The 13,819-nt window shown below is 69.7% G+C and carries 13 protein-coding genes; 4 read left to right on the plus strand and 9 right to left on the minus strand.

Going from position 1 to position 13,819, the window contains the following annotated elements; all coding sequences use genetic code 11:
* Nucleotides 1-96: 96 nt before the first annotated feature.
* On the plus strand, nt 97-783 hold the full coding sequence (locus ABZ796_RS20110; RefSeq protein WP_357339238.1) for a hypothetical protein: 687 nt from the start codon (nt 97-99) through the stop codon (nt 781-783).
* Between the two features lie 117 nt (nt 784-900).
* The gene (locus ABZ796_RS20115; RefSeq protein ID WP_357339239.1) at nt 901-1,380 is read left to right on the plus strand and encodes a GNAT family N-acetyltransferase; all 480 of its coding nucleotides are present in this window, start codon (nt 901-903) and stop codon (nt 1,378-1,380) included.
* Between the two features lie 3 nt (nt 1,381-1,383).
* On the opposite strand, the gene ABZ796_RS20120 is transcribed toward ABZ796_RS20115, so the two are convergent.
* The 6 genes from ABZ796_RS20120 to ABZ796_RS20145 form a co-directional block, all read right to left on the minus strand.
* Nucleotides 1,384-2,757: an NAD(P)-binding protein gene (locus ABZ796_RS20120; protein WP_357339241.1), complete on the minus strand. Its 1,374-nt coding sequence runs from the start codon at nt 2,755-2,757 to the stop codon at nt 1,384-1,386.
* A gap of 73 nt (nt 2,758-2,830) precedes the next feature.
* Nucleotides 2,831-4,042, minus strand: a complete 1,212-nt coding sequence (locus ABZ796_RS20125) for a 2Fe-2S iron-sulfur cluster-binding protein (RefSeq protein WP_357339243.1) — start codon at nt 4,040-4,042, stop codon at nt 2,831-2,833.
* On the minus strand, nt 4,039-4,947 hold the full coding sequence (locus tag ABZ796_RS20130; RefSeq protein WP_357339245.1) for an FAD binding domain-containing protein: 909 nt from the start codon (nt 4,945-4,947) through the stop codon (nt 4,039-4,041). The genes ABZ796_RS20125 and ABZ796_RS20130 overlap by 4 nt, the downstream gene beginning before the upstream one ends.
* A 4-nt stretch (nt 4,948-4,951) precedes the next feature.
* Nucleotides 4,952-5,731 carry an enoyl-CoA hydratase/isomerase family protein gene (locus ABZ796_RS20135; RefSeq protein WP_357339247.1) on the minus strand — a complete coding sequence of 260 codons (780 nt, stop codon included), beginning with the start codon at nt 5,729-5,731 and terminating at the stop codon, nt 4,952-4,954.
* A gap of 1 nt (nt 5,732) precedes the next feature.
* On the minus strand, nt 5,733-8,135 hold the full coding sequence (locus ABZ796_RS20140; RefSeq protein ID WP_357339249.1) for a xanthine dehydrogenase family protein molybdopterin-binding subunit: 2,403 nt from the start codon (nt 8,133-8,135) through the stop codon (nt 5,733-5,735).
* Nucleotides 8,132-9,703, minus strand: coding sequence for an AMP-binding protein (locus ABZ796_RS20145; protein ID WP_357339251.1), 1,572 nt, complete (start codon nt 9,701-9,703; stop codon nt 8,132-8,134). Before ABZ796_RS20145 ends, ABZ796_RS20140 begins: the two co-directional genes overlap by 4 nt.
* Before the next feature lie 72 nt (nt 9,704-9,775).
* Here ABZ796_RS20145 and ABZ796_RS20150 point away from each other — a divergent pair, with 72 nt between their 5' ends.
* Nucleotides 9,776-10,309 carry a PadR family transcriptional regulator gene (locus tag ABZ796_RS20150; RefSeq protein WP_357339252.1) on the plus strand — a complete coding sequence of 178 codons (534 nt, stop codon included), beginning with the start codon at nt 9,776-9,778 and terminating at the stop codon, nt 10,307-10,309.
* Nucleotides 10,310-10,423: 114 nt separating this feature from the next.
* Nucleotides 10,424-11,716: a benzoate/H(+) symporter BenE family transporter gene (locus ABZ796_RS20155; protein WP_357339254.1), complete on the plus strand. Its 1,293-nt coding sequence runs from the start codon at nt 10,424-10,426 to the stop codon at nt 11,714-11,716.
* 10 nt (nt 11,717-11,726) lie between these two features.
* Here ABZ796_RS20155 and ABZ796_RS20160 read toward each other — a convergent pair whose 3' ends face one another.
* The 3 genes from ABZ796_RS20160 to ABZ796_RS20170 form a co-directional block, all read right to left on the minus strand.
* The gene (locus tag ABZ796_RS20160) at nt 11,727-12,152 is read right to left on the minus strand and encodes a DUF309 domain-containing protein (RefSeq protein WP_357339256.1); all 426 of its coding nucleotides are present in this window, start codon (nt 12,150-12,152) and stop codon (nt 11,727-11,729) included.
* A gap of 92 nt (nt 12,153-12,244) precedes the next feature.
* The gene (locus ABZ796_RS20165; protein ID WP_141804077.1) at nt 12,245-12,448 is read right to left on the minus strand and encodes a cold-shock protein; all 204 of its coding nucleotides are present in this window, start codon (nt 12,446-12,448) and stop codon (nt 12,245-12,247) included.
* 275 nt (nt 12,449-12,723) lie between these two features.
* Complete coding sequence (locus ABZ796_RS20170) at nt 12,724-13,806, minus strand: sulfite oxidase (RefSeq protein ID WP_357339258.1); 1,083 nt, start codon at nt 13,804-13,806, stop codon at nt 12,724-12,726.
* Nucleotides 13,807-13,819 lie beyond the last annotated feature (13 nt).

Below are 13,819 nucleotides of genomic sequence, written 5' to 3' on the forward strand. Positions count from 1 at the left end.
CGACCTCAGCTGCGCGATCGCGGACCGGCAAACGTCTCCCCGCTGAAAGGTTGATCGCGGCAGCTCATCGGCGCATCCTCGGAGTAGGAGGTTGCGATGAAACCCTCACGCATTCCCGACGGCATCCCGGTTCTGTCACATGGCCGGCATCGAACGCCACGACGCGGCGCATGCTTCATGGAGCTCGCCTCGGTCCTCGCCGGTGAGCGGTGGAGCGATCATCCCTCTTGCACCCATCCCTTGCTCGGGTATCTGGCAAGGCTGGTGAACGATCACACCAGTGACGACGGACGCCAGCAGCTGGTGCCACTCGTCCCCTCGGTCGTGGGCCGGCGCGGGAACGACCGCACGTGGCACACGGTCGCGGTGGCGGTAGCGGCGCAGACCATCCTCGACGTCCCCGAAGGGACGCAGCACGCGCTGGCAGCTGGCCTGCTTCAAGCCGAGCGCTTGTGCGCGGATGCCGAGCCCGATCTGGCGGCCACCCGGCGGGAGGCCCAGTTCGCGCTCGGGATGGTTCCTGGCGCGGTTGCCTGGGTCGATCGGCTGGGGATCCGAGGCCGGATCGACGCACACATCTTCGCCAAGCGTTGCGCGCCGACGATGGTCCGGTGCGCCGTCGAGGGGGTCGTGGCGAGCGCCAGCCCCGACTGTGACGCACGGCTGGGCGCTCTGCTCGAGGCCGGCATCGCGGCTTGTCCCCCGCCGGACACGGAGATCGCCGCACCTGCCTTCACAGGTACTCGCCCGCTGCCTGCTGGCGCAGGGCGCAACCATCGGTAGGAGGATGTCAGCGGCGCATGGCAGCGTCGCGACGTCAGGTCTTTCCGTTCGAGCTCGACGGGCGACGGGTCGCAAACTGGGTGGCAGTGTCGACCGGTTGGTGTCAATGTCGGTGCCATGGACGTCGAGGTACGCACCATCACCGCTGATGACTGGTCTCTCCTCCGCAACGTCAGCCTGCGGGCGCTGGCCGACTCACCCGACGCCTTCAGAAGGACGCTCGCCGAGACCCAGGCGCTCACCGAGGACTTCTGGCGGCAGCGGGCCGAGGGGTCAGCACCGATCCTGGTGGTGCTGGAGGACGGCCGAGGTGTCGCGATGGGTGGCGTCTTCGCTCCCCCGGACAGCGCGGTCGCCTACGTCTGGGGCATGTGGACGGCGCCCGAGGCACGCGGCCGTGGGTACGCCGCCGGGCTCCTCACCGATCTGGTGAGCTGGTGCCGCGACCGCGATCTCGGCGTACGTCTGCACGTGACCGAGGGCAACCAAGTCGCACGCCGGCTCTATGTCGCCCACGGCTTCGAGTCGACCGGCGTGTGGGAGCCGCTGCGGGAAGGATCGGCGCTGCGGGTCGAGGAGCTACAGCTGATGAGGTGACACTCAGATCGGTCCGGCCAGCTCGGCGAGCCGGGCGAGCCCGGGCTTGGTGTGCTTCGCCAGGCGCTCGCGCGCGTCGTCCAGGGCTGCGGAACCGGGACGGCCCGGCGCGACCCGGGCGGGGTTGAGCGCGACCCCGTCCGACCATGCCTTGATGTCGGGCTCGGCCGAGAACGACATGGCGGCCTGGGTGCCCAGGACGTTCATCCGCGCCCAGGTCGCCATCGTGTCGGGGAACGGGCTGGGCGGGCAGAGCCTGTTCTTCTCGGCGTCGGAGTCGCGGGTCGCCTCCACGTAGCCCGTCACTGCGGCGCCGAAGCAGGGGAAGCCGGCCCGGATCGGCTGCAGCGTGATCGCCTCGGGACCCCAGACCGGGACCAGGGCCGGATACTTCAGGCCGTCGGCGGCGCAGTGCACGACCAGGGCGTCCTCGGCCACGGTGACGATTCCGTCGGCGAAGGCGAGGGAGCCGCGGTCGACGTGCTGGATGTGGCCGCGGCGTACGACGTTCTCGAGCGTACGCAGCTGCTCGAGCTCCCACATCGCCAGCGTCGGCGCCTTGGCCATCGTCGGCATGACCGAGCGGTCGATGCGGAGCATGATGCCGGCCTCCTCGAGCCGGAGGAACAGATCCTCGGGCGAGGTCGACTGCTCGGCGGCCTGCATCGTGTTGGCCGCCATCCCGAGGAAGATCGCGGGGTCGGGTTGGACCACGGCCCGGTTGAACATCCACGGGTCCCGCGGCCGCACCCAGCAGATCGCGTCGGGGTCGACGCCGCGCGAGAGCAGCCAGATGCACGCATCGGTCGCGGTCTTGCCGGACCCGACGACGACGTACTGGCTCGGCGCGTCCTCCAGGCGCGCGAGCTCGTTGACGGGCAGCACCCGGGCGCCCTCGGCGACGCCGAACGGCGGCGGCTTCTCCGCGGGGATGCTCGGAGCCAGGTAGCGGGCGTCGACGATCCGGGCGCCGGGCATCTCGAGGCGCTCCCCCGAGATGTGCGAGACGACGGTGCTGTCACCGACGTACTCGCTGTTCGGGAAGAACTGGACCTTGCCCGACTCCACCATCCGGTCGAGGATCCGGGCGTAGTAGGCGCAGATCTCCGCCTGGGTGGCCCGCTCCTGAAGACCCTTCTCCGGTCCGCGCTGCTGCAGCTGCCCGCCGCCGAGCAGGGTCGAGGCGACGCCGTAGAAGGCGGAGGCCTGATGCAGACGCACGAACGGGTACGCCTCCAGCCAGTGCCCGCTGACCCCGTGGCGGCGGTCGACCAGCGCCACCCGCACGTCGGCATGCTCGGTCAGAGCGTCGGTGAACGCCATCCCCATGGCTCCGGCACCCACCACCAGGTAGTCGACATCGACCGTGCGACTCATGGATCCACCCAAGCACGCCGAGGGCGTTGGTGGTCAACAGCCGGCCGAGGCAATGCCACAGACGGGGTACGTCTCAGGCACCCCGGCCCCGGGAGGTCAGTCGGCGAAAGAGCTGCCGGACCCGGTCGACGATGGTGGCCAGCAGCAGGGAGACGGCGCCGGGCGGACGCGTACCCGCGGTCGGCTCCTCCTCCCCCGCGGCGGCCCGGTCCACGGCGCGCGCGAACTCCTCGAACATCCGTCGGCTCACGTCACCGGCGAGCGACCGGCCGAAGCCGGCGATGCGTCCGGTCAGGAAGACGCTGGCTTCGGCCTGCAAGGCGGTCCCGCCGCCGTCGACCTCGGCGGCCGTCATGACGATCCGGGCCTGCGCCCCGCCGCCGGTGTCCTTGCCCTGCGCTCTCATCACGATGCGATCGGCGGACTGCTCCTCGATGTGCGCGATCCCGTTGAAGGCCATCCGCATCGGGCCGAGGGCGATGCGCGCCCGGCCCCGGTACCAGCCGGCGCCGAGGTCGTCGGTCAGCTCCGCACCCGGCAGGCAGCGCGCCAGCAGCCGGATGTCGTCGAAGACGCGCGCCACCTCGTCCGGCCCGGAGGCCAACCGGCTGACGACATCGATCTGGATGGTGGGGTCGCCGGCGGGGATCTCGATCTCCTGGGGGCGCTCGGCCGGCTCCTCCTCGAAGGTGGTCTCGGCCGCGCCGGCTCCCGGGCTGATCGCACTCGTACGTCCGACGAGGGTGCGCTGACCGCAGTTCCCCGGACCGGGAAGAGCCCCGCGATGGCCCTGAGCCACCTCGTCGACGGCGTCGATGATGTTGCGGTATCCCGTGCACCGGCACAGGACCCCGGAGAGCTCGGTGGGGAGCTCGTCGCGCTCCACCTCGGGCTCATGGGTCAGCAGGTCGTACGAGCTCATCAGGAAGCCCGGCGTGCAGAAGCCGCACTGCAGGCCGTGGTGACGCCCGAACGACTCCTGGAGAGGATGGAGGTCGTCCGGCCGGCCCAGCCCCTCGACCGTGGTGATCTCGGCGCCGTCCAGCTGGACCGCGAACAGGAGGCAGGCCCGCGCCGCATCGCCGTCGACGAGCACCGTGCACATGCCACAGATCCCGTGCTCGCAGCCGACGTGGGTGCCGGTGAGGCCCAGGTGATCGCGTAAGGCATCGGACAGGGTGACGCGGGCCGGCAACGAGAGCGTGACCTCGGTGCCGTTGATGGTCAGATTCACGTCGACGGCCTGGTCGGCCTCGGTGCGGGCGTACGGCTGCGGCAGATTCATCGGGAGCGTTCCTCGGATTCGGAGTCTCTGGCTGACACGTAGGCGCGGCTCACCTCGCGGGCAGCAAGAGCGCTGATCAGCTGGCGGCGGTAGGCGGGACTGGCGTGGCTGTCGCCCGTGGTGTCGACGACATCGTCAGCGACGTCCGGCATGTGCTCGGCCAGCGCGGACAGCAGGTCCGCCCGTGACGGATCCGGGCCGGTCCTCTCGAGCGCGGCACGAAGCTGCGGCGAGACATCCACGGTGACCGGTACGTCCGAGACACCGAAACAGGTCAACCGTGCGTCCACCGACTCCGCCGATGCGCGGACCCGCACGGCCACGCCCGCCAGGGCGAAGTCACCGTGCCGGCGGGCGAACTCCCCGAAGCCGAACCCCTCGTCGGGCTTCGCGACCGGGAAGACCACCTCCGCGAGGAGCTCGTCCGGCTCGATCACCGTCGACAGCGCACCGGTGAAGAAGTCGGCGGCGGGCACGCGCCGGGTGCCGCGAGCACTCCTCAGCACCATCGTCGCCTCCAGGCAGGCGGCCACGGCGGGCAGCTCTGCCGACGGGTCCGCGTGCGCGATGCTGCCGCACACGGTCCCCCGGCTGCGTACCTCGCGGTGGCCGACCCAGGGCAGGGCCAGCCGGATCAGCGGAACGGCCGCGGCGACCTGGTCGCGCTGCAGCTGCCGCTGGCGAACGGTAGCGCCGACCCGAAGGGACCCGTCGTCCCGGGAGAGCCCGCTCAGCTCCGGCACCGCGTTGATGTCGATCAGCTGAGCCGGCCGCCCCAGACGCATCGCGAGCACCGGCACCAACGACTGTCCGCCGGCGATGACCTTGGACCCGTCACGGGACAGCTCGGCCACCACATCGGCGACGGTGCCGGGGCGTACGTACGCGAACGGCGCGGCCTTCACGCGATCACCGGCCCTCGAATCGGGGAGGACGCTTCTCCCCGAAGGCGGCGACCCCTTCGGCGAAGTCGTGGCTGGCCCTCAGCATCGAGTACGCCTTCCGCTCGAGCTCGATCCCGGTGTAGAGCGGCCCGTCGACCCCTCGGTCGAGCACCTCCTTCGCGGTCCGCATCGCCATCGGCGAGTAGCTGAGGAGCTTGCCCACGACCTCGTCGACGGCCTTCTCCAGCTCCTGCTCGTCAGCGCAGTTGTGCGACGTCAGGCCCCAGTCGAGTGCCTGCTGGCCGGTGATCCGCTCGCCCGTCAGGATGTGGTACTTGGCACGGGAGAGCCCGATGAGCCGAGCAAGACGCTGGGTCCCGCCGCTGCCCGGAATCATCCCGAGCTTCATCTCCGGCAGCGCGAACCGGGAGCGGTCCGTCGCGATGCGGATGTCGGCCGACAGCGCGAGCTCCAGCCCGACGCCGAAGCAGTACCCGTCGATGGCGACGATGACCGGCTTGGGGCTTCGGGCCGCCGCCGTGACGTCCTGCCCGAGGTCGGTGAGGTCGACGGGCTCGACCTCCATGAACCCGGCGATGTCACCGCCCGAGGTGAAGTGCTCCCCCTCGGCCCGGATCACCACGACCTGGACACGATCGTCTGCGTCGATCTCGGCGAAGCGCTGCGCCATCACCCGACGGGTCTCCATCGTGATGATGTTGTAGCGCCCGTGGTCGAGCACCAGGTGGGCAACGCGCCCCTCGTGGGTGTGCTCGAGCCGGATCTCGCCTCCGGTGAGTGGCATGTCAGTTTCCCTTCGATGTGGTGAGCAGTTCGTGCAGTACGTTTCCGTGCAGCGGCAGCGAGTCGACCGTGACGCCCTCGTCGCGAAGTGCGTCGGCGACGGCGTTGGCGATCGCCACCGGGAGGCTCATCGAGCTGCCTTCGCCGCAGCCCTTGGCGCCGAGCCTGGTCAGGGGTGAGGGCGTCTCCAGGTGGTCGCTGGTCAGCGGGAAGACCGACTCCGCCGAGGTCGGGCACAGGTAGTCCATGAAGGTGCCCGCGGTGGGCTGGCCCGCGTCGGAGTAGGTCATCTCCTCGTAGAGCGCCCCACCCAGCGCCTGGGTGATCGCCCCGTGCACCTGGCCCTCCAGGAGCGTCTTGTTCAAGATCGTGCCGGCGTCGTGAACGGTGGAGAGATCCTCGATCCTCACCGTCAGCGTCTCCCGGTCGATCCGCACGACCACGACGTCGGCGACGAAGCCGTAGCAGAGGCTGGAGTTGATCTGGTCGGTGCGGGAGGCCGCCTTCGACTGCGGGGGCGTGTACGCCGCCTCCTCGTAGAGCCGGGCCGAGAAGCCGTCCGGCAGGGAGCCGGGGTCCCAGTGGATCAGCCCGGCCGCGTGCCGGAACGCGACCGACCGCTCGTGGTCGTCGACGACCCGGACCGTCCCGTCGGCGAGCTCGAGCCGCTCGGGCTCGACCTCGAGGAGCACGGAGGCGGCCACCTTGATGGAGTCCGCGATCCGGTCGGTCGCCTCGAGCAGCGCGCTCGTCAGGAGCGGGGAGAACCTCGACGAGTAGCTTCCCGAGCTGATCGTCCACGGCGTGGTGGCGGTGTCCATCTCCACCCGTGGTCGGACCTGGTCGCTCGGCAGGCCGAGGTGTTCTGCGACGATGTCCCGGGCGACCGTGGCATGCCCCTGCCCCTGCGGGACCGTTCCGAGGAGCACGCTGACGATCCCCTGGGGGTCGACCGTGACGCGAACGTGCTCGGTGGACCCCGACTTGCCACGCTTGGCGGTCCTGTCCTGGACAGGGGTGGCCAGTCCGACGTACCCGATGTTCGTCGCCGACGGATCGACGACCGTCGCGAGCCCGATCCCGATCCACTCACCGTTCTCGCGGGCGACCGCCTGCTCCTTGCGGAGTCGCTGGTAGCCGACGTTGTCGAGGGCGAGCTCGAGGGCTCGCTGGTAGTCCCCGGAGTCGTAGATGCCGCCGCTCGGGGTGGCGTACGGGAAGGCGTCGGCCGAGACCAGGTTGCGACGGCGGACCTCCGCGGGGTCGAGCCCGCGCTCGCGGGCGATGTCGTCGATGAGCCGCTCCAGACCGAAGTACAGCTGCTGCCCGCCGAATCCACGGTTGAGCCCGGTGGGCGCCTTGTTCGTGACCACGGCGCGTGCCCGGATCCCCACGGCGTCGATCTTGTAGGCGCCGGTGATGTTGCCGAAGCAGCGGTAGAGCGTGCTCGGCTCCGGAGGCCTCATGTAGGCGCCCACGTTGTCGACGAGATCGACCCGCAGCGCACTGATCACCGCGTCGTCGTCCACCGCGGCCTCGAACGTCATCATCCGGTCGGAGCCGGCCGAGCTCGCCAGGAGGTGCTCGAGCCGGTCCTCGGTCCACCGCACCGGCCGGCCCGCATGCTTGCTGGCCAGAGCCATCAGTGCGATGTACGGGTAGACGCCGGACTTGATGCCGAAGCTGCCGCCGATGTCTGCGGGGACCACCAGGCGCAGCGACGAGGTGGGGATCCCGAGCGCCCCGGCCACCACGGGTGCCATCGAGAACGGGCCGTGGAAGTTGGCGTGGGCGGTGATCTCGGGGCCGTCGGGGCCCTCGCGCCAGTCAGCGACGACGACGTAGCACTCCATCGGCGTCGACGAGTAGCGAGGGAAGGAGTAGCTACGAGAGACGACATGCGCCGCCTCGGCGAAGGCGGCCTCGACGCCACCGAAGGTGAACTCACGGTCGGTCGCGACGTTGCTGTCGGACTCCTCGTGCAGCAACGGGGCGTCTGGCAGAAGGGCCTGATCCGTACGGACGACGACGGGAAGCGGCTCGTACTCGATCTCGACCAGTTCCGCGGCGTCCTCGGCCAGATAACGGTCGGAGGCCACGACGACCGCGACGGGCTCGCCCACGAAGCGGGTCTTGTCGGTGGCGGTCGGGTAGTAGGGGTGAGGCGTCTTCACCGACAGCGGGAACGGCTTGAGCGTCGCCAGCACCTCCTCGGGGCCGATCACCGCCGCCACGCCAGGCATCCGACGGGCCTTGTCGAGGTTGATCGACCGGATCCGGGCGTGCGCGTGGGGGCTGCGGACCACCGCCGCCACGAGGGTCCCCGGAAGCGGGTCCAGGTCATCGAGGAAGCGCCCCTGACCAGTCAGTAGCGCTGCGTCCTCGACACGAGCGAGCCGGGTCACGCGGGAGCACCTTCCTCGGTGTCGGCAAGGGTCTCGAACTCACCTGCGGCGAGGCGGCGGCGCAGGATCTTGCCCACGGCGGACTTGGGGATCTGGTCCACCACGACGTACCGCTTGGGACGCTTCAGCGACGGCAGGCCCGATCCTTCCCGGGCGAACTGCTCGACCTTCGAGAGCGTGGTCTCGGAGGAGTCCTCGGGGCGTCCCACGATGAACGCGGTGACTGCCTGGCCCCACTTGTCGTGCGGGGTCGCCGCGACGATGACCTCCTGCAGGTCCGGGCAGGCGGCGAGCGCGTTCTCGATCTCCTCGGGGTAGATGTTCTCGCCACCCGAGTTGATCATGTCGTCGACGCGTCCCGAGACCCACAGGTCACCGTCCTCGTCGGCGACGGCGAGATCGTTGGTGTAGTACCAGCCGTCCCGGATGGCCTTGGCGTCGGCATCGGGCCGGTTCCAGTAGCCGGCGAACGCCTCGGGGCTGTCCAGAGAGGCGATCACCTGCCCGCGCTCACCGTCCGCCACGATCTGGTCGGGGCTCGCCCCGGGATCGGGGTCGACGAGCCTGATCCTGGAGAACAGGCCGGCCCGGCCGGCGCAGCCGGGCTTGGCGATGTTCTCGGGGCCGATGGTGAACGTGTAGATCTCGGTGCTGCCGTAGTGGTTCACGAAGCGCGCGGGATCGACCGCGTCCACGAGCCGTCGCGCGAGGGTCGGGGTCATGGAGGCGCCGGCGTAGGCCAGGTTGCGCACCGACGGTGCCTCGCCGAGCCGGTCGCCCTGCATCAGGGTCCAGTACATCGTCGGGACGAGGTACAACGAGCTGACCTCTTCGGCGACGATCAGCTCGAGCGCCTCATCGGCGTCGAACCTGGCCTGCGGCACCCAGGTGCCCGCGGACACGACGCTCGCGAGCAGCGTACGCAGACCCATCGTGTGGAACAGCGGCATGACGCCGAGGGTCGCCTCACCGGGACCGTGGCCGGTCTGGACCAGATGCGCCAGCGCGGCGTAGTGCTCGGCACTGTGGGTGCGCGGAACGCCCTTGGGCTTTCCGGTCGTCCCGGAGGTGTACAACATGACGCTGATGTCGTCGCTCTGCGGTCTGGCCGGCACGACCGTGCTAGGCGCCCGCTCGGCGACTCGCGCGAGCGAGGGAACGCCGGCGGGTGCGTGGTCTCGATGACCCGCCCACACCAACGGCGGAGGTTTCTCGACCATCTCCAAGGCTCCGAGGACGAGGTCGTGGGTGTGCTCGTCCACCGCGATGAGTGCGGGATCACAGTCGCCGATGCAGTAGGCGAGCTCCTCCATGCCGATGCGGGTCGAGAGCGGCAGGGACGTCACCCGGGCCTTCTGGGCAGCCAGGTGCAGCGTCGCCAGCGGCTCGCCTCCTTGGAGCATGAAGATCGCGCGGCTGCCTTCGGCCGCTCCGAGCTCGTGCAAGGCGTGGGCGCAGCGCTCGGTGCGCTCGTCCCAGGCGGCGTACGACATCGGCGCGGAGCCGCCGACCGCGCGGCGGTGCGGATATCTCTCGGTGGTCCACCGCAGGGCTGTCGCAAGGTCCATCATGCCGACTCCTACCGTACAGTTCGTATCGTCTGTTTTGGACGTTCAGGACCCTACGATACGCTTCAGACCGTGTCAACACCGAAACTGACCCCTACCTCCTACGTCGTGCTGGGCATGGTGTCGATGCGAGGACCATCGACGTCGTACGACCTCAAGCGCGCCGTCAACCGCTCCGTCGGCTACTTCTGGCCCTTCCCCCACGCGCAGCTGTACTCCGAGCCGAAGCGACTCGTCGACCTGGGCCTCCTCGAGGTGCATCAGGAGGAGGTCGGCCGGCGGCGCCAGCTGTACTCGGCCACCCCTGCAGGCCTCGACGCCCTCAAGTCATGGCTGAGCGAGCCCACGACCGAGCAGATGCAGGTGCGCGACGTCGCCGAGCTCAAGCTCTTCTTCGCCGAGTTCGCCAAGGCCGAGGACGTCCTGCAGCTGGCGCGGGAACAGATCGAGCAGCACCGCGAGCGGATCAAGGTCTACACAGGGATGCAGGAGATGTTCAAGGACCGCGAGGACGTGGCCGACCGCATGGTTCCCCTCGGGCTCGGCCTTGCGATGGAGCATGCCGCCCTCGACTTCTGGGAGAAGCTCGAGAAGGAACGCAGCTAGCCGGGCACCCGAACAGCCACCCTTGACAGCACTCTTGCGACACCCCTAGGTTTCGATAGTCCAAACCAGACGGTCCTTTCCAGACCGTACGTCGTTTGTCATCGAGGTGGCCCCATGACCAGCCCCGCCACTGGCTCCACCAGCCAGCCCACTCCCCCAGAGGTTCGCACCAACCGCTCCCTGATCGAGCCGGGGTCCGGATTCAGGTCAGGCCTTCGCGACCTCCGACAACACCTGGGTGTCGCCCCGGTCAGCGCCGGCCTGGTCGCCGCCATCTTCGGGTGCACCGGTCCCGCCCTGATCATCATCAACGGGGCCAACGAGGCAGGGCTGTCCGATGAGCTCGTCACCTCGTGGATTTTCGGCATCTACGTCTTCGGCGGCCTCATCTCGCTGGTCCTCGGGCTCTACTACAAAATGCCCATCACCGGCGCCTGGAGCATCCCCGGTGCGGTGCTCGTGGTCGGCGCCCTCGCGGACTTCGAGTTCAGCGAGATGGTCGGGGCCTTCCTGGCCGCCGGGGTGCTCGTGCTCGCACTGGGTCTCACCGGGCTGCTCCCCCGCCTGGCCGCGTGGCTCCCGGTGCCGATCGTGATGGCGATGATCGCCGGCGCGCTGATCCGCTTCGGCACCGGCGTGGTGCACGCAGGCGTCAGCACACCGGTGATCGTGATCTCCGCGGCGGTCGGCTACCTGCTGCTCACCCGCTTCATCAGGTCCGTGCCCGGCGTGGTCGGTGCGCTGGTCTTCGGCATCGTCGCCTCGCTGGCCACCGGGGCCTTCGGGTCCACGGACGTCGACTTCACGCTCTCCGCCCCGCAGCTCGTGGCGCCCACGTTCGACCTCAACGCCATCCTGGCCGTCGCCATCCCGCTCGCGGTGCTGGTCATCGGTGCCGAGAACGCCCAGGCCACCGGCGTACTGATGGCGGAGAAGTACCGGCCTCCGGTCAACGCGATGACCCTGATCAGTGGCGTCGGGGGCATCTTGACCTCGCTCTTCGGTGGCCACAACGCGAACATCGCGGGCCCGATGACCGCCATCTGCTCCTCGGAGCAGGCCGGCGAGAACCGGGACGGCCGCTATGTCGCGACCGTGGTCAACGGCATCCTGTTCGCCCTCTTCGGCGTCTTCGCCGGTGTGGCGGTCGCCCTGGTCTCGATCCTGCCCACGACATTGATCGCCGCCGTGGCCGGGCTGGCGATGATCGGGGTTCTGGTCTCGGCCCTCCGCGGCGCGTTCGGCGGCACCAGGTTCCAGACCGGCGCGTTCGCCGCGCTCGTGATCGCCATGAGCGACGTGACCATCCTCAACATCTCCGCCCCGCTCTGGGCACTGCTCGGCGGAGTCCTCGTGTCCCTCGCGGTCGAGTCCGAGGACTTCAAGGCGGACACCGACCAGCCCTAGTCACGAGCGGTCAGTCGCTCCGTACGCGGTCCTGGGCACACCCGACGAGCGCGCCGAGATCGAGACCGTAGGTGGGGCCGCCGCCCGTCTCGTACGTCTCCAGCCGCCCTGCCGCGCGCTCGATCAGCCGGGAGGCACCGACGGAGTTGCCGCGCTCGTGGTGGGTCAGGCCCACGCACAGCTGGGCCAGACCCTGCCACAGCTCGCGCTCCTCCTCCGGCCCCGACTTCCAGCGAACCTCGAGCGCCTCGTGGGCCGCGAACGGACGCCCGTCCTCGAGCAGGCTGCGCGCGTACGCCAGGGTCTCCTCCGGCGGGAGCGGCTCCTCGGAGATCGGCTCGACCCCGACCTCGCCGTACGGCAGCGGTCGGCCGAGCGCGTCGCGCGGCCGAGCCTGTTGTGCCCGTCCCTGCTCGTTTCGATCGCGATCGCCCATGTCAGCCTCCTCGGCTCCACCCTACGGACGATCCGGCGGCGTACGCACGAAGGGCCCCGACCGCGGTTGCGGTCGGGGCCCTTCGTTGAAAATCAGGCGACGCGGACGTTCTCGGCCTGCGGGCCCTTGGGGCCGGCGGTGACGTCGAACTCGACCTTCTGGTTCTCGTCGAGCGACTTGTAACCGCTGGTCTGGATGGCGGAGAAGTGAACGAACACGTCCTCGCCGCCGCCGTCCTGCGCGATGAAGCCGAAGCCCTTGTCAGCGTTGAACCACTTGACGGTGCCCTGAGCCATGATCTTTTCCTTTGTTCGGTGCCGGGGCACTGTGCCCCGAGCCGCTGAAGACATCCATCTGTGCTGATGTCCAGCGAACCGAAAACCAGATAAAAGATACAAGCCGCAACGTGGTGTACGGCCAGGACGGCTTACAGAGCCGTCCCTTCAACGCTTTGAACAGTACGCCATCGGGCCCGGGATCGTGGTTTCCACGAGATCCCGGGCCCGGCGGGTCAGACCCGAGCCGCCTCCTCGCGCGAACCGGGCTGGGCCTTCGGCGCCGGCCTGCAGCGCTAGCGCCGGTCGACGTAGATGACCTCGATGGCGTTGTTCCCGTAGCCCAGGCGGTTCCACGGCGGTACGTCGGGCTGCACGTTCCCGGCAGCGTCGGTCGCCCTGGCTCGAAGGGTGTGCCGGCCGACGCCGATCCCGTCCCAGGTGAAGCTCCAGTCCTGCCACCCGACGTCGCCCGCGGCGACCGGCTCCAGCTGCGCCGGCAGCCAGTCGCCCTCCCCGGTGAGACTGACCTCGACCTTCGTGACCGGACCGGTGCCTGACCAGGCCTTCCCACGGACGGTGCAGGTCTCCTGGGTGAGCACCGAGCCGGGTTCCGGCTCGGTGATGCGGGCACGGACCCGCATGAGCGTGACGGGCTCGTGCGGCTTGTCGGGCCACTCGTAGATGTAGTGACCGGTCTGGAACTCTCCGGAGTACGGCTCGGTGAGGACGTCGAGTCGTTCGAGCCACTTCACCGACGCGACGGCGTACCAGTGCGGGACGATCAGCCGGAACGGGGCGCCGTGGTCACGCTCGAGGGGCCGGCCGTTCATCTCGTAGGCGATGAGGATCCCCGACTCCGGGTCGGTGGCCAGCGACAGCGGCAGCGCGCGGGTGAAGGTGAGATCGTCCTGGTCGGTCTCGGGAAGGACCGCCTGCAGGTGGTACGGCCCGTGGTCGGCGCCGGTGGCGAGCAGTTCGACCCCGTCGCTCGCCGGCTCGACCTTCGCGAGAACCTCATGGAGCAGGGCTCCGGTCCACCGTGCCGTGGAGACCGCGAAGTCGCCCCAGGGCTCGCCGGTCGGCAGCGGCCGCATCTCCAGGCGGCCGTTGCCGGCGCACTCGAGGGTGACCGTGCGGTGGTGGGCCGGCATCGCGCGCAGGTCCTCGAGCGTCAGGGTCGTGGGCGTGCCGACGGCGCCGCCGATCTCCAGGGTGCCGTCGTGGTCGGGCACGGCGAAGTTGCTGCGTACGTAGTGCAGCTCGACCGGGGTGACGTCCCCGGCCAGGGCAGCCGGTGGCGCCTCGGCGTTGTACGGCGCGGGGTTGATCATCACCAGCGCCGCACGGGCCGCCTCGAGCTCTTCATCAACGGTCATGCTGGTTCAGCCT

Source organism: Nocardioides sp. NPDC047086 (assembly GCF_040643685.1).
In the GTDB taxonomy this organism is placed as follows: domain Bacteria; phylum Actinomycetota; class Actinomycetes; order Propionibacteriales; family Nocardioidaceae; genus Nocardioides.